Source organism: Acinetobacter sp. AS167, from assembly GCF_037152175.1.
In the GTDB taxonomy this organism is placed as follows: Bacteria; Pseudomonadota; Gammaproteobacteria; order Pseudomonadales; family Moraxellaceae; genus Acinetobacter.
In genome coordinates this window covers 83,784-99,030 of the sequence record NZ_JBBCMP010000005.1, presented here as the reverse complement: position 1 = coordinate 99,030, position 15,247 = coordinate 83,784, and the positions used below count along the sequence as shown (strand labels likewise).

15 protein-coding genes are annotated in these 15,247 nt (G+C 36.1%); 7 read left to right on the top strand and 8 right to left on the bottom strand.

What is annotated here, in order from left to right:
- Window positions 1-34 precede the first annotated feature (34 nt).
- The 3 genes from WFN33_RS10820 (at window position 35) to WFN33_RS10810 (ending at window position 3,000) form a co-directional block, all read left to right on the top strand.
- Window positions 35-715 carry a YoaK family protein gene (locus tag WFN33_RS10820; protein ID WP_004721072.1) on the top strand — a complete coding sequence of 227 codons (681 nt, stop codon included), beginning with the start codon at window positions 35-37 and terminating at the stop codon, window positions 713-715.
- 48 nt (window positions 716-763) lie between these two features.
- On the top strand, window positions 764-1,474 hold the full coding sequence (locus WFN33_RS10815; RefSeq protein WP_333665027.1) for a YoaK family protein: 711 nt from the start codon (window positions 764-766) through the stop codon (window positions 1,472-1,474).
- Between the two features lie 263 nt (window positions 1,475-1,737).
- Window positions 1,738-3,000 (top strand): carbohydrate porin, encoded by a 1,263-nt coding sequence (locus tag WFN33_RS10810; RefSeq protein ID WP_336953086.1) that lies wholly within the window; start codon window positions 1,738-1,740, stop codon window positions 2,998-3,000.
- A 189-nt stretch (window positions 3,001-3,189) separates the two neighbouring features.
- Here the strand turns inward: WFN33_RS10810 and WFN33_RS10805 are convergent, their stop codons facing one another.
- Genes WFN33_RS10805 through WFN33_RS10785 form a run of 5 tightly spaced genes read right to left on the bottom strand, consistent with a single transcriptional unit; the run spans window position 3,190 to window position 7,592 of the window.
- Window positions 3,190-3,900: an aspartate/glutamate racemase family protein gene (locus tag WFN33_RS10805; protein WP_004721068.1), complete on the bottom strand. Its 711-nt coding sequence runs from the start codon at window positions 3,898-3,900 to the stop codon at window positions 3,190-3,192.
- A 1-nt stretch (window position 3,901) separates the two neighbouring features.
- A complete protein-coding gene (locus tag WFN33_RS10800) occupies window positions 3,902-4,924 on the bottom strand; it encodes a D-cysteine desulfhydrase (RefSeq protein WP_056510583.1) in 1,023 nt (340 codons plus the stop codon).
- A 17-nt stretch (window positions 4,925-4,941) separates the two neighbouring features.
- Entirely contained in the window at window positions 4,942-5,733 is a 792-nt protein-coding gene (locus WFN33_RS10795; RefSeq protein ID WP_336953085.1) for an ABC transporter ATP-binding protein, read from the bottom strand.
- On the bottom strand, window positions 5,733-6,512 hold the full coding sequence (locus WFN33_RS10790) for an ABC transporter permease (RefSeq protein WP_056510591.1): 780 nt from the start codon (window positions 6,510-6,512) through the stop codon (window positions 5,733-5,735). The genes WFN33_RS10795 and WFN33_RS10790 overlap by 1 nt, the downstream gene beginning before the upstream one ends.
- Before the next feature lie 9 nt (window positions 6,513-6,521).
- Window positions 6,522-7,592, bottom strand: coding sequence for a taurine ABC transporter substrate-binding protein (locus WFN33_RS10785; protein WP_056510594.1), 1,071 nt, complete (start codon window positions 7,590-7,592; stop codon window positions 6,522-6,524).
- Window positions 7,593-8,260: 668 nt separating this feature from the next.
- On the opposite strand from WFN33_RS10785, the gene WFN33_RS10780 reads away from it, so the two are divergent.
- Window positions 8,261-8,818 carry a TetR/AcrR family transcriptional regulator gene (locus WFN33_RS10780; RefSeq protein WP_056510597.1) on the top strand — a complete coding sequence of 186 codons (558 nt, stop codon included), beginning with the start codon at window positions 8,261-8,263 and terminating at the stop codon, window positions 8,816-8,818.
- A gap of 44 nt (window positions 8,819-8,862) precedes the next feature.
- On the opposite strand, the gene WFN33_RS10775 is transcribed toward WFN33_RS10780, so the two are convergent.
- The 3 genes from WFN33_RS10775 to WFN33_RS10765 form a co-directional block, all read right to left on the bottom strand.
- Window positions 8,863-10,062, bottom strand: a complete 1,200-nt coding sequence (locus WFN33_RS10775) for a multidrug effflux MFS transporter (RefSeq protein WP_224965358.1) — start codon at window positions 10,060-10,062, stop codon at window positions 8,863-8,865.
- Window positions 10,063-10,670: 608 nt separating this feature from the next.
- A complete protein-coding gene (gene trmB / locus WFN33_RS10770; protein WP_105712828.1) occupies window positions 10,671-11,387 on the bottom strand; it encodes a tRNA (guanosine(46)-N7)-methyltransferase TrmB in 717 nt (238 codons plus the stop codon).
- A gap of 139 nt (window positions 11,388-11,526) precedes the next feature.
- Window positions 11,527-12,450: a LysR family transcriptional regulator gene (locus tag WFN33_RS10765; RefSeq protein ID WP_333665014.1), complete on the bottom strand. Its 924-nt coding sequence runs from the start codon at window positions 12,448-12,450 to the stop codon at window positions 11,527-11,529.
- A 93-nt stretch (window positions 12,451-12,543) separates the two neighbouring features.
- Here WFN33_RS10765 and WFN33_RS10760 point away from each other — a divergent pair, with 93 nt between their 5' ends.
- From WFN33_RS10760 to WFN33_RS10750, 3 genes are all read left to right on the top strand, one after another.
- Window positions 12,544-12,966, top strand: coding sequence for a PACE efflux transporter (locus WFN33_RS10760; protein WP_234623905.1), 423 nt, complete (start codon window positions 12,544-12,546; stop codon window positions 12,964-12,966).
- Between the two features lie 201 nt (window positions 12,967-13,167).
- Entirely contained in the window at window positions 13,168-14,427 is a 1,260-nt protein-coding gene (locus WFN33_RS10755; protein ID WP_336953081.1) for a putative DNA modification/repair radical SAM protein, read from the top strand.
- Window positions 14,428-15,207, top strand: a complete 780-nt coding sequence (locus WFN33_RS10750) for a TIGR03915 family putative DNA repair protein (RefSeq protein WP_336953080.1) — start codon at window positions 14,428-14,430, stop codon at window positions 15,205-15,207. It begins immediately after the preceding gene.
- Window positions 15,208-15,247 lie beyond the last annotated feature (40 nt).

Sequence of the window (15,247 nt, the reverse complement as noted above, 5' to 3'; positions counted from 1 at the left end):
GATAGGGTGATGCAATAACAGGAGAAAGGGGCAAATGATGCAATTCAGACTAAGTAAGTTATTGAGCTTCAATGCAGGCTATGTCGATACTGCAAGCTTTCTCGCATTGCATGGCTTATTTTCTGCCCACGTGACAGGTAATTTTGTAACATTAGGCGCGGCTTTAGTCTCCGAGAGTCAAACAGGTGCTTGGGCTAAATTGGCAGCACTACCGATGTTCTGTATTACAGTTTTATCGGTCAAATTGTTGGATCAAAAGTTTATCCGACATCAAAACAGTTCATATGCGTTTTTTCTAAAACTGATGTTTTTGCTTTTTAGTATAGTCGCCGTATGTTCCTACTTTTATTTGCCTTTTCCGAAATACGATACCATCATGAGTTTCACTGTAGGCATGTTGTTGGTGGCGGCTATGGCGATTCAAAACGCGATGCACCGTATCCATTGGACGAAAGAATCACCAACAACCGTGATGACGGGTGCTACAACACAATTGATGTTAAATATTGCTGAGCTTTTTTCCAAACCTTCTCAGGAAAAAAGACTGCAAATTCGACAGAGTATTGTTGCAATTTTTCCAACCATGTTGAGTTTTGCACTGGGATGCGCAGTTGCCGCAATCGTATATAAATTTGCACTACTGTGGTTATTTTTGCTTCCCCCAGTTTTATTGCTGATGATTTACATCAATCGGGATAACTATAAAAAAGCTTAGGTTTTGACAGGTCCTAATTCTAATTAATTATTGAATGACGAGTAGAACATGGAAAATATACAAACGACGCCGCCGAGTGGGTTTTGGAAAACATGTCGAGATCCTTTGTTATTGACAATTGTGGGTGGCGCAATTGATACCATTGGCTTTATCGCACTGTTTGGTTTTTTTACTGCGCATGTCACAGGAAACTTAGTCTTAGCTGGTGCTGCTTGGGTCAAAGGTGGGCCTGGGATTTGGATTAAGCTTGGGGCAATTCCCTTATTTATTCTGACTGTTGCCATCACCAAATATTGGATTGATCGTAGTGTACAAAAACATACCACCTTAAGTTATTTATTTTTGGGGGAAGCAATTTTTTTAATTGGGTTTATGCTTGCGGGTTTATATTTTGAACCGTTTAAAGATGCCAATAGTGTCACTGTCGCAATTACAGGTGGTTTAGGGCTGATCGCCTTAGCTATTCGTAACACTTCAAGTAAAACCTTAATTAAACATATTAGTCCGAGCACCATGATGACGGGAAATACAACACAGTTAGGTATAGATATTTCTAATTATTTAAGAGATCGGAACCATAGCAATATGCAAAAATTACAGCACAGTTTCAGCATTGTGGTGGGTTTTGTGATTGGCGCATTTTTAGGTGCTTTTTTATATGTGTATCTAGATTTCTGGAGTGTCGCTTTCTTTGTGGCACCCGTGTTGTATCTGTCTTATCTCGCAGCCCAGCAAAGATTTGTCCAACCAAGCCAGTGACTCAATGATGAATAAACGTCAATGAGTAATCATGCTTGATGGAGTTTTGTCATAATTATTGTGACCACGTAGGTGCTTAAAAATTCCCTAAAATATTTATTGGAACAATCGTCTTTTAGTTAAATCAAGCCTTGATTGATTTAACTCGCATTCATCATTCACATTTTTGAGAAATCCAAAAATTAAACCATGTTTTGTCGAATAGCAAAACCAGCATCTGTCATTTATTTAAATTATGGACTTTGCAAAATTAAGGTAAACCTATGTCAAATTTGATTAAATTTACAATTTCTCTTGTTTCATTGCTCAGTATACAGTTACATGCTGCTCAATACAGCTTAGACAAAAATAGCCCTTATTTGTTTGGTGATTGGCAGGGGATGCGGACTGAACTTTTAAAGCAAGGCATTAAATTAGATGCAAACTTGATTGTAGACAGCGCTTATTTAGTTGATGGTGGCTACAATCCGGGGAGTGATCCTAAATATGCCAGTCAATTTTTAATTGGTTCAACTTTAGATTTAGAAAAGCTGGCAAATTGGGAAGGGATGACATTAAGAGCAACAATCACAGCAAGACAAGGACAAAGTTTATCTTCAGAAGATATTTCTGATCCATCCGCACCACAGCTTGCCAATGTTCAAGCAAATTATGGTCGTGGCAACAGTAAAAGTCGATTGACCGAGTTTTCTTTGGAGAAAAACTTTAAAGAACAGGGGCTCAGTATTAAATTAGGGCGTTTGGGAATGGGTACAGATTTCAATGTGATGTCTTGTGAATTTCAAAATAATTCATTTTGTGCTGCGCAAATGGGAAAATGGCAAAGCGGAATTTGGTATAACTCTCCAATTTCTCAATGGGGTGTTCGTTTAAAATATCAATTTCACCCAGAACTCGCCTTACAAATCGGTGTTTATGAATATAACCCTCAAAATGCTTTAGAACGGCATGGCTGGAATCTGAGTACCCATCAAGCTGATGGTATCACTATTCCCATAGAGATGATCTGGCGACCGAAATCATTGATCAATGCATTAGCAGGAACTTATCGTGTAGGGGCTATGTATAACACTGCAGATGAAACTAAAAATCAAAAGGATATACGGACGGGGCAGCAACAAAATCATACCTATGGCGCTTGGTTTAATTTTGACCAGCAACTTACTTCAGTTGGTGTAGGAAAGCAGGGCTTACACAGTTTTGCAAATTTTACATTCCATAGCCGTACCACCAACAAGGTGGATCAGTCTCAACAGATCGGTCTAAAGTATTATGGGGTGATAACCAGCCGAGCTGAGGATAATTTGGGTTTTGCGCTTAATCGTATTCATATCAATAATCGTTTTGCAGATGATAAGAAACAATTTAATGCTGATGCCGAATATAATATTGAATTAAATTATAGTTATTATCCAAAAAAATGGCTGATGTTACGTCCAAGCCTGCAATATATTGTTCATCCTAGTGCAACACATGATATCAACAATGCTTGGGTCTTGGCATTGGGGACAAAGCTTAACTTTTAGAATCAAGAATAGTTAATTAAATTTTATCAATGCATACTGATGTTACGAACACTAGGTATTTATCTATATTGATTATAGATGGGTTTATATACTGCTTGATCCATGCTTATGCCATATAATATAAGGCAATAAAAAGCCGAAAATAATTCAAAGTATTCTCTTAAATAGAAAATGAAGACTGATTTATTTTTAGTAAAACCACCTTACACAAGCATCTGCTAAAAGTTGCGTAGTATCGAAGCTTACATTTAAAATTGGAGATTGAATGGCGTGTAAGCCCAAGGGAATTTCTGTACAGGCTAAAATAATTGAACCTGCACCTACATCTATAAGCCGTTGACTGAGTTCTTGAAAAATGATACCTGCTTTTTCTGATTCATTCCGTTTTACAGCATAAACTGCAGGCATAAATTTTTTTTCAATTTCTTCTTCAGAATTCATTACATAAGGGATGTTATATTTACTTAATTCACGTTGATATAACTCGGTAGAAAGGGCGCCTTTGGTTGCTAAAATTCCAACTTTATCACCATATTTATAATGATCCAAAATCTGTTGTACAGTAATTTCAATCATATTTAAGATTTCAATATTGGTCTGTTGTTGTAAGTCAGCATGCCAAAAATGTGCGGTGTTACATGGAATTGCCACTTTAGCAACACCACTACGTTCTAAAATTTTTAAACCATGTAACATGGCTTTGAAAGGACTTTCACCTAAGTTTTTAAGTGCAAGTTGTCGGTCAGGAATTCCACCATGATTCCAAACAATAGTTGGAATATGTTCCTGATCTTTAGTTGCAGGGCTTGCATCGAGCAGGCGCTGTTGAAAATCAACTGCAGCACCTGGCCCCATGCCACCTAGGATTCCGAGCGTAGGAAATTCTGAAAAATCAATCATTTTACAAGCGGTATGCGTCTTTGTGAGAGAATGCTTTACGGTACCCAAATAAGCCTACAGCACCACCAGTATGCAGAAAGATCACTTTATCGTTTTTAGTGAAATAACCTTGGCGAATTAGGCCTACTAAACCTGCAAAACCTTTACCTGAGTAAACTGGGTCAAGCAAAATACCTTCAGTTCTGGCAAGGAGTTCAACAGCTTCAACCATGCTGTCTGTTGGGATACCGTAACCATCGCCAACATAGTCACTATTTGCCACAACTTTTTCACGTGCGATAAGATCAGCACTCAAACCAAGATGTTCTAAAGTTGAGCGAGTAAGTTTATAGACGTTTTCTTCTTGTTTAGATTTTTCAGCACGAACGCTGATACCTAACACAGGTAAGTTAGAATTTGTTGCAACAATACCCGCTAAAAGACCTGCTTGAGTTCCAGTACTCCCTGTTGCATGTACAAGATGAGTTGGGGCAAGTTGGATCTGGTTGAGTTGGTTAATTAATTCAATTGCAGTAGATACATAACCTAAAGCACCAATAGCGTTTGAGCCTCCACCTGGAATAATATAAGGGCGTTCACCTTGTGCTTCTAATTCTTTTGCTTTTGCTTCTAAAGCAGCAGCCATGTCTGTACCGCCAGGAACAACTTCAATTGATATGGCACCTAAAATTTCGTCCAGCAATAAGTTCCCATTGTTGTAATATTCATCTGCAGCATCACTGACGCGTTGTTCAAGTAAAACAGATGCTTTTAAGCCGAATTTATTTGCTGCAGCAATGGTTTGACGAACATGGTTAGATTGAGTTGCACCTTGAGTAATCACATGTGTTGCGCCTTTTGCAATTGCATCGCCTATTAGAAATTCTAATTTACGGGTTTTATTTCCACCAGTAGCAAGACCTGTTGCATCATCGCGTTTGATATAAATTTCAGGACCGTTTAATGCTTTGGTTAAGTTAGGTAAAAACTCAAGAGGAGTAGGTGCATGAACAAGTTTAACGCGGGGTAAATGACTTAATAACATAAAAGTGTCCTGTAGATTTAGTGTATGTAATCAATCATGCGGTTAACTTCTTTGCGCATAATTTCTAAAATATGTTTTTTGGCTTCAATGAATTCTGGCTGTGGAGCAATATTTTCAATCGTACGTGTATGGGGTAAATTGACTTGAATATCTTCTGCAATACGCCCAGGATGTCCTGCCATTAAGATAATGCGATCTGCTAAAAGTAAAGATTCGTCTATATCATGAGTGACAAATAAAACGGTCGTTTTGTTATCTTGCCAAAGCTTAGTTAATGTTTCCTGCATCAAAATACGTGTTTGAGCATCCAAAGCACCAAAGGGTTCATCCATGAGTAAAATTTTTGGTTTCATGACCCAAGCACGGGCAAGTGCAACACGTTGTTTCATCCCCCCTGAAATTTGCCAAACGCGATGATTTTCAAATTTTTTTAAACCTGTTTTTTCTAAGTAATATTCAGTTTGTTCGGTAATGTATTTAGGCTCTCCCTTTAATTGCTTAAGGGGAAAATAAATATTTTCTTTCACTGTAAGCCAAGGGAATAATTGTGCTTGTTGGAATACAACAGCTCGATCAATGCCTGGTGCTGAAATAGGTTGACCATCTACATAAATGTTACCAGAGCTAGGTTTTTCAAAACCTGCAAGTAAGTTCAAAATAGTTGATTTACCGCAGCCAGATGGACCAAGTAAACAAACGAACTGACCCTCAGAAATTTCTAAGTTAATGTCTTTTAGAACCGTATTTTCAGATTTGTTTTGCTTGAATGTTTTTTGAAGATTATTTAGCTGAATAAATGTTTGAGTCATTATACTTTTCCTGTCCAAGGTGCCCATTTTTGCTGTGCTTTTACAATGAGCCAATCTAAAATAAAGCCAATTGTTCCAAGTAAAATAATACCGACAATCACAACATCAGTACGTAAGTATGAGCCCGCGTTAATGATCATCCATCCTAAACCTGACGTTGCAGCAACCATCTCAGCCGCAATTAATGAGGTCCAACCAATACCAATCGATAAGCGAATCGTGGTGAAAATTTCAGGAAGTGAAGAGGGTAAAATGACACGAAATAAGATTGATGCTTTTCCTAGTCCCATTGTTTGTGCAGCTTGAATTAAACCCTGTGGAACGTTTTGGCTTGCTGCAGTTGCGCCAACAATTACACTAAGTAAAGTAGCAATAAAGATTAGGAAAAATTTTGATGCCTCACCAATCCCCAACCACACAACAACTAATGGGATTAAAGCAATTTTAGGAATAGGGCGTAAAAATTGTACGAATGGATCTAAAATGGCATTGAGTACAGGACTACGGCCCATTAATAACCCCAAAGGAACACCAATAATAATGGCAATGAAAAATGCAAAAAATGCACGTGCCGTACTCACTAAAATGTGTTGATAAAATGGAGCATCTCGATAACCGTTTTGAAATAAATCTAAAACTGTATCTACTATTTGTAAGGGGGATGGCAATAAAATGGGTGACACAAGTTTAAAGGTACACACAAGCTGCCAAATAACAACAAAAGTGATTAGTGATAATGCACTAATTACTTTTGCTTTAAACGGGTTCAACTGACTCATTCTATAACCTTATTTAGTTGCTTCGATAAGGTATTTACTGTCGATATTGGGCGCATAACTTTTTGGAACATCAGACTGTTTTAGCTCGCCGATACCGACTAAAAATTTAGCAATATCTTGAGTTGCTTTTGCCAAGCCTGAGTTTTCATCGTTTGATGTTGTACCTAGGTACTTTTCAGATGCTTGATCTTTCAAAGGAATGTAATCAATACCTGCCAATGTAGTTTCAACTTGCTCGTATGGAAGGTTTAAGTATTTAGAAATTTTTTCAGAAGCTAATTTCGGATCTTTTTTATATTCATCAACTTGTTCTTGGTATGCTTTTAAAAACTTAATCACAAGATCGGGGTGTTTTTCTGCAAACTCTTTGCGGACAGCGAAGTTGTTATAAACCAAAATGCCTTGTTCATTTAGTGTCGTTGTACGATAAATCTCTTTGCCACCTTGTTTTTCTAATTGTTGTGTAAATGGGCCCCAAACATAGGCAGCATCAATATCGCCACGAGTCCATGCAGAAACAATTTCAGCAGGTTTAAGTGGTAATAATTTGATTTTTGATTTATCAATTTTATTTAATGTAAGTGCTTGTTCTAATGCATATTGTGCAGTTGAGTTTGCAGGGAAAGCAACTTTTTTACCCACTAAGTCTTGTAGAGTTTTAATTTCAGGTCGAACAATCAAACGCTCTGCACTTGAAATTAGACCCTCTAAGCCAATGACTTCAATGGGTAATCCGCGAGTGATCCCTGCAACAGCAGGACTTGAACCAAAACGGGCGATATCAATTTCATTGGCAGCAAAGTAATTAATCACATCTGCTCCCGATGCAAATTCAACCCACTTAATTTTGGTGCCTAAAGCTTTTTCAAAATCTCCGTCGGCTTTACCTAGGACCCAGACACGGGGACCACCACCCCAAGCAAAACGGACCTCTTGTGGTTGTTCTGCTGTTTGTGACGCTTCAGCTTTGGGTTCATTGTTTTGTGGCGATTTATTTCCACAACCAACTAAAAGTGTAAAACTGAGAATACCGAGGGACAAAGCCAAATTTTTAAAATGAAAACCTGTTGTATTCAACATTTTTCTTTCCAGTGTTTTTGAAATTTCTCCGATCTTAATGAGAATTTTAAATTAATAAAAATATGAAAAAATGGAATAGTTATATATAAAATAGATGTTATCTTTATGAATAAAAAAGAAATATTTATAGTTTTTAAAAGTAAAGATTATACCTTGTAGTCAAATTTTTAAGATGATGTGCTTTTAAAGCATAGGTAGAAATTTGATTATAAAATCATTTATTTAAATAATTGATGATCACATTCTGATTACTTCAAGTAAAAAATATCAAAAATACACATGCTGGTTTTCGTATTGATAAGTACTTTCGGACCAAGCCTATAAGTTTAATTAAAAAGGGTGATTAAAATGAGAATGATCAATTAACAAACAAACTAAAATTTGGTTTGATTAACATTCATTTAACTTATCTAACTAGGTATATGAATTTTAAACCATTATTAGATTAGGAGGTAATGAACATGTGCTTGATCAAAATTGTGGAATATTAAAGCCAATCAGTTACGCACAAAAAATGTATAAGTAATTAGTCTCTCCATTAAAAATATATTATTGAATATATCTTTAGTGATGGCTTTATAAAATGAAGTCAGGTGACTTTAGCTTAAATTCTTCTTTAATGATGATAATTTTAATATAATAGGCAAAATTTTTGTTAGGTTTCATTTGTGACAGCACAAAAAATTCAAAGTATTGCATTGCAGCGATTCGCAAAACAAGGCTTTACTGCAACATCAATGAATGAAATAGCCGAAGACGTTGGCATTAAAAAACCCTCTATTTATGCACATTTCAAAAATAAAGATGATTTATATTTGAGTCTAATTCCGATTATGATTAATCATGAACTGACTTATGCAAAAAATACATTAACTGGTGGAGAAAATTTTCATCAACAACTTTGTGCGTATTTCTGCAGCATAGGTGAACGATTTGATGCTTCATATGATGTACAATTTTGGATGAATGCGCTCATTAACCCACCACAGCATATTTATGATCAAGTGATTGATCCGATGCATATATTTATGGATGATTTGGAGAATATCTTTAAAAACGTATTCCCTGAAAATATAGAAAACAAGAAGTTTGATTCAACAACTTTGGCTCGACTGTGCATGTGTTTTGTAGATGCTTTGCAAAGTGAGCTCATTTATGGTGGTAAAGATAAATATAAAAAAAGATTAGATGCGATCTTAAAAGCACTTGAGGTGTTAATCGGTTAAAAGGTGCTAAATATCTAATATTAGATATTTAGCACTATCTATTTTTAAGCATTTTTATGAGCAATTGTATTTAATATAATCATACAAAAAGCACATATAAGTAAAGTTACAGGAAGGACGAGGATATTTTCTGTTGCAAGACTGGCAATAAAACCAATAACTGCTCCGAAACTATATTGAAGTAAGCCAATTAAAGCTGAAGCGATTCCTGCTAAGTGATGTTGTACCTGTTGCATGGTCAGTGCTGTAAGATTACCAAATAAAAGCCCTGTAGAACTAATAACCACAGTCAGTAATAGGGTGTAAGCCCATAAACTTGGTGTATACAGTAACGTTACTAGGCTAAGCATAAGTGTAAAAAACATTAAAATAATAGAGCCTAGCTTTAAAACTTGGTAAGCAGACCATCCTCTATTCAATAACCAAATTGAAAGCTGACCAAAGATGATGAAACACAGTGCATTGAGTGCAAAGAGATAACTATAATGTTCAGGGCTGACTGAGTAATGTTGAATAAAAATATAGGGTGAATTGCTAATGTAGAAGAAGAACCCACCGAGTAGAAAGCCTCCAGCAAGGGTAAAACTGAAATAGCTTTTATTTCTACATAGAAGATAGTAATTTTTGAAAATATTTTTTAGATTTAAGGGTTGTCTATTCGAAAGAGCTAATGTTTCTGGAACAGATATACTACTCCACACCAATAACATAAAAGATAGTAAGGCTAATGTATAAAAAATAATATGCCATGTGCCGTAGTTCAAAAGTTGACTTCCAACCAAAGGGGCAATGATTGGAATGACCATCATGACTTGCATTAACACAGAAAAATGGCGAGCTGCATCTTGCTCATTACAAATATCGCTAATAATTGCTCTAGGTGTGACCAGACCAGATGCAGCACCAATGGCTTGAAGAAAGCGTGCGAACAATAATAGTTCAAGTGAAGTTGCGACTGCTGCGAGCAGAGAACCCAAAATAAAAATAATTAAACCAATTAATAATGGAATTCTTCGACCAAAACGATCAAGAAATGGTCCATATAAGCCTTGGCCAACAGCTAAACCTACTAAAAAAATTGATAATGTTTGTTGGATTTGACTGGTAGATACCTGTAATGAGGTCGCTATCACTGGAAATGCGGGCACATAAATATCAATTGCTAAGGCATCTAAAGCAGTTAATAGTGAGAGTAATATGATAAATGAAGTACTCATTTTGTGAGTCTGTAAGTGACCTTGCATAAATTTCACCCAAGTTTGTATAATTAAAACTACCTAACGGTAGGTAGTTTATTTTTGTTTGTTTTTAAAATCAACCAAAATACGATTTTTAATGGAGTTAAAGAGCAGGGCGCCAAAGGTAGCTTTATATGTATAAAAAGAATCCTTACTGAATAATCTTTTAAAATGAACCAACTATCGTCATTAAATTACAACATATAAAATAATAGTCACGCTGAGTGAATGCTGAAAGTATTAGTCAAAGAGCTTGATGTAAAATTACATGCAAGTAGAGAATGTTGTTTTAGAACCGGTTTCAATTTGTAGTCGTTCAGACTTTGATCTGACAATTATCAATATTTGTTTGAATATCAAAAAATGACCATTATTTAATTGACCTTTAGCCCTGATTTGTTCTCTTGATTCTTATCCGGCTGAATTTTGCGCTGAGTAGATACTATGGCTCGTATGAGGTCTTATATTTATGTTTTGATTGTTTGAATTAATTATTTTTAGAACAAGAATTAACTCGAATAATTACCTAAATTTAGATGTAAAAATAGGGTTAAATAATTAATATTTAACCCTATAATATTTAATTGTAGACTCAGTCTAGTTTTCTTAGATCATTAATTTATTTTCTTAAAAATAAAGTCATTAATCTTATGGCCTGCCTCAATACCACGACGTTCAAACTTGGTTTGTGGACGCCAGTCCGGACGAGGATAGCTATTGCCTTTGCCTGCTAAGTTTTCTAAACGAGGGCGATTGTCTAAAACATCAAGCATCCATTCAGCGTACGGTTCCCAGTCTGTTGCAGCATGGAATGTACCACCGATTTCAAGTTTTTCTTCAACCAATGGCATACGATCATGAGAAACAAAACGGCGTTTAAAATGTCGTTTTTTCTGCCAAGGATCAGGGAAATAAAGTTGAACCGTATTGATACTATTGTCAGGCATTTCTCGTAAAACTTGAATTGCATCTGCATCTAAAACACGTAGGTTTTTAACTTCCGCCATTCCTGCTTCATAAACACATTGCGCAATACCAGGTACATGCACTTCGATTCCAACAAAATTACGTTCAGGATTGGCTTTTGCCATCAGGACCAAAGAGCGGCCCATACCAAAACCAATTTCTACCGTAAGTGGGCGTTCAGGATGTTCAAAGTGTTGACGTAAATCGCCGACAGGGTATTCCAAAATTAAATCACGATGTTGTTCAAGCGCAGTACGTTGTGAAGTATTGAGCGGTGACGATCTACGCATAAATGTCACAATTTCACGGTGTTCTTGCAAATTGTCTAATTCTACAATTTGTGCTTCAATTTGATCGTTTGACATGTTTTAGGTAATACTAGAAATCTAAAAGGCGTATTGTAAGTGCTGAGCTTCGCAAGTCAAATTTTTTATAGAATTTCATTCAATTCTAATAAATTCACAATGAAAACTGGATAAAATAAAATCACTATCGAGCGCTGAGTCAGAGAGTATTGCTGTTACTCAAAGAGTCGTTATGTTCATTTAGACTTTGTCTAATTAACTCGATTAATTCGCGCGATGCTTTAGGTAGTGCTTTATCTTTTAACCAAATCAGATAAATCGGAACAGAAAGTTGATTGTAGGTATTTTTAAAATCAATTTGGATTAAACGCCCAGCATCAATATGTGACTTAACCAATGAATATGGAAAATTTCCCCATCCTAAGCCGATCTCAACCATATCAATCGCCGTTTGTAGATCATTGGTTCGCCAGTAAGATGCAGCAATGACCGATCTCAAATCTGCAATATCAAGCGCACTACTCGCGACAACAATTTGCCGAACATTAACCAAATCCTCGATATAAATAGGATGAACTGCTTGATTCATCAAGGCATGATTTGCAGATATCGTTGCAACAACAACCTCCATGCTGACCAACTGCAAATGTTCTTGCATTTTGATATGTTGCCCTGAACCCGCTAAACAAATTGTGATTTGTTCTGAATACAGTAAATGCAAAATATCATCTTGTGGTGCAGTAATAATTTCGATATTGAGCAGCGGATATTTTAATGCAAGTTTATCAATAGATTGTAAAAGTTTCTGATTGTTTACATCCGATACAACACCTATTTTTAAAGTACTCTCCAAACCTAAGGACAGTTCATAAGCATGCTTACTCAATTGTTTTAATTGTTCTGAGATGATTCTTGCTTGTGGGGCTAAGGCAAGTGCTGAAGCTGTTGGAATCACTTTGCGGGGTGTTCTTTCAAACAGCTGTAAGCCTAATTCTGCTTCGATATTTGCGATGCCCATACTGACGGCTGATGGTACTCGATTTAAGGCACGAGCCGCAGCAGAAAAAGAGCCTGTATCCAGTACTTTTACAAATAATTCTATATTTTCGCTGGTGAAATTCATAATTGGTATCAGTCAAACTGAAAGCTATTGTCTTTATCTATTATTATAACTGAAATTAAAATAGCTTTTTTGAAAATCTGTTTGGGTAAGTTTATGCAAGGTCTTAAACGTAGAGTAATTTATGTAAGTACCTATGAAATCATTGGATTAGGTATTTCTTCTTTAGGGCTGGCACTACTTTCGGGTACACAATTAACCCATACGGGGCCTTTGGCTTTCCTGATTACCACGATTGCTGTGAGCTGGAACTTTATTTATAACTTAATTTTTGAAGCATGGGAAAAACGCCAAACTTTACGTCAACGTACAGTAAAACGCCGTGTAGCTCATGCGATTGGATTTCAATTAACCTTAGTGGTTTTTCTTATTCCATTGATTGCATGGTGGATGAATATTAGTTTTCTAGATGCATTTTTATTAGATGCGGCTTTAATTGTTATCATTCCAATTTATACCTTTATTTTTAATTGGTCTTTTGATCGATTATTTGGTGTTCCACTTTCAGCTCAAGCTTAAAAATGTAGTTGTTTCTGCTTAAGTTATTTGGCCATTCAATTGAATGGGCAAATAACTCAGGTTTTTTCTAGCCCAATAATTTCTATTTAACGCTTTAAATTTATACGACAGCTGGTGTCGCAACAATAAAGAAATAGCCATTGCTGAACGCTCATAATTTATATAATCACTAGAGTTCATTCGGAAAATTAGGTGTGAGTGATGACAGAGCGTATTAGAGAAAAACTGCAAATTTTAGCAGATGCTGCGAAGTATGATGTGTCATGTTCATCCAGTGGCAGTAACCGTAAAAACAAAGACAGTGGGCTAGGCAATACGGGAGCTGGAATTTGCCATAGTTATACCGAAGATGGTCGATGTGTGTCGCTGCTTAAAATCTTATTTTCCAATGTGTGTATTTTTGATTGCTCATATTGTGTTTCTCGCCGTTCTAACGATGTCAAACGAGCTGCTTTTACGGTACAAGAAGTTGTTGATTTAACCATTAATTTTTATAGAAGAAATTATATCGAAGGGCTGTTTCTCAGTTCAGGAATTTTTAAGTCAGCAGACTATACCATGGAGCGCATGCTACAAGTCGTTAAAAAGCTACGATTAGAAGAAAACTTTAATGGCTATATTCATTTGAAAACAATTCCAGGTGCTTCACAGGAGATTATCCATGAGGCTGGGCTTTATGTAGATCGGATGAGTATCAATTTAGAAATGCCTACTGCTGAAGGTCTTAAAAAGTTTGCCCCTGAAAAAACCCATGATGAAGTGCAAAAAGATTTGGGTATTATTCGCGATCGCTTGATTCAATTTAAAGATGAAAGAAAGATTATAAAAACTGTGCCGAAGTTTGTCCCAGCAGGGCAAACAACTCAAATGGTGGTGGGCGCACATAATGAAACGGATCAGGATATTATCTTAATGGCTGATCGTCACTACAAAGAATTTAAACTAAAACGGGTATATTTTTCGGGCTATATTCCGATTAATGATGAAGAAAAAGCATTGCCTTCGGTGGGTTCAGCACCGCCATTGCTGCGTGAAAATAGATTGTATCAATCTGATTGGTTAATGCGATTTTATGGCTTTGAAGCGACTGAAATTGTTAATGCACAGCATCCAAATTTAGACTTAGATATCGACCCCAAACTAAGTTGGGCGCTACGTCATCCTGAACAATTTCCTATCGATATCAATCAAGCTGATTATCGAATGATCTTAAGAGTCCCAGGAATTGGGGTGCGTTCAGCTAAAAAAATTGTTCAAGCACGTCGCTTTGGTAAAATTCATATTGATCAAATCAAAAAATTGGGTATTGCTTATAATAGGGCAATGCATTTTATTCGTTGTGCAGATACCCCGCCATTTTTAAAAGATCAATTACCCAGCCAAATTCGCCAGAAAATATTACAAACAGGGCATTCAAAATATACTCAACAACTTTCACCCCAGTTGGATTTATTATTCTAAATGGCTAAATATATTTTTGATGGGACCATGACCGGGATTTTGTGTTGTGTATTTCGTGCATTTCAATTCAAAGAGTTTGATGTCTTTGTCTCAAGTGAAAACAACACTCAATCGGCTTTATTTGATGAAACGATTTTTGTTGAATCTAATGACGACCAAGCCAATAGAGTTTGGCAAGGCCTAAAGTTAAAAGTTTCAGCAAGTGGTTTACGTAATTTTTACTATACTTTTTTATCTGAACAGGAAGATGCTTTTCAACATCTGTTTAATTTTAGTGTTTATGCATTCTTCGCTCAAAAAGCGATTGACCGTGATTATGGTCATCCAGATGTTTTGGCACTGTCAAAGTGGGCCAAACAAGTGGGAAGAGAAAAGCACCGTATGGAAGCTTTTGTTCGCTTTAAAAAATGTAAAGATGAATTATTTTTAAGTTTGGTTAAGCCAGATTTCAATGTTTTGCCTTTGATCGAAAAGCATTTTAAATCCAGATATCAAGACCAGCGCTGGCTTATTTATGATGAAAAACGAAATTTTGGTATCTACTATGATTTAAAACAGGTTCACCATGTCAATATGAATGTCTTAGACATTGATCAAAATATTCGTCAAGGCTCTAGTCAGGAGTTTAGTGTTGAATTAGATCATCAAGAGGTTCTATATGATCAGCTTTGGAAAGATTATTTTAACAGTGTAAATATTTCAGCGCGGAAAAACATTAAACTGCATATTCAATATGTACCAAAGCGATATTGGCGTTATATGAATGAGAAAACGATTTAAATGTTTTTAAATCAACAATATGAACTGTATTGTGGCCTAG

What these genes read in the sequence shown, in the direction of transcription:
- WFN33_RS10790 (WP_056510591.1), bottom strand. Translation starts at nt 6,512, where the DNA reads ATGAGTCAGTTGAACCCGTTTAAAGCAAAAGTAATTAGTGCATTATCA.
- WFN33_RS10760 (WP_234623905.1), top strand. Translation starts at nt 12,544, where the DNA reads ATGCAAGGTCTTAAACGTAGAGTAATTTATGTAAGTACCTATGAAATC.
- WFN33_RS10800 (WP_056510583.1), bottom strand. Translation starts at nt 4,924, where the DNA reads ATGTTATTAAGTCATTTACCCCGCGTTAAACTTGTTCATGCACCTACT.
- WFN33_RS10755 (WP_336953081.1), top strand. Translation starts at nt 13,168, where the DNA reads ATGACAGAGCGTATTAGAGAAAAACTGCAAATTTTAGCAGATGCTGCG.
- trmB (WP_105712828.1), bottom strand. Translation starts at nt 11,387, where the DNA reads ATGTCAAACGATCAAATTGAAGCACAAATTGTAGAATTAGACAATTTG.
- WFN33_RS10750 (WP_336953080.1), top strand. Translation starts at nt 14,428, where the DNA reads ATGGCTAAATATATTTTTGATGGGACCATGACCGGGATTTTGTGTTGT.
- WFN33_RS10785 (WP_056510594.1), bottom strand. Translation starts at nt 7,592, where the DNA reads ATGTTGAATACAACAGGTTTTCATTTTAAAAATTTGGCTTTGTCCCTC.
- WFN33_RS10815 (WP_333665027.1), top strand. Translation starts at nt 764, where the DNA reads ATGGAAAATATACAAACGACGCCGCCGAGTGGGTTTTGGAAAACATGT.
- WFN33_RS10820 (WP_004721072.1), top strand. Translation starts at nt 35, where the DNA reads ATGATGCAATTCAGACTAAGTAAGTTATTGAGCTTCAATGCAGGCTAT.
- WFN33_RS10775 (WP_224965358.1), bottom strand. Translation starts at nt 10,062, where the DNA reads ATGCAAGGTCACTTACAGACTCACAAAATGAGTACTTCATTTATCATA.
- WFN33_RS10810 (WP_336953086.1), top strand. Translation starts at nt 1,738, where the DNA reads ATGTCAAATTTGATTAAATTTACAATTTCTCTTGTTTCATTGCTCAGT.
- WFN33_RS10805 (WP_004721068.1), bottom strand. Translation starts at nt 3,900, where the DNA reads ATGATTGATTTTTCAGAATTTCCTACGCTCGGAATCCTAGGTGGCATG.
- WFN33_RS10795 (WP_336953085.1), bottom strand. Translation starts at nt 5,733, where the DNA reads ATGACTCAAACATTTATTCAGCTAAATAATCTTCAAAAAACATTCAAG.
- WFN33_RS10765 (WP_333665014.1), bottom strand. Translation starts at nt 12,450, where the DNA reads ATGAATTTCACCAGCGAAAATATAGAATTATTTGTAAAAGTACTGGAT.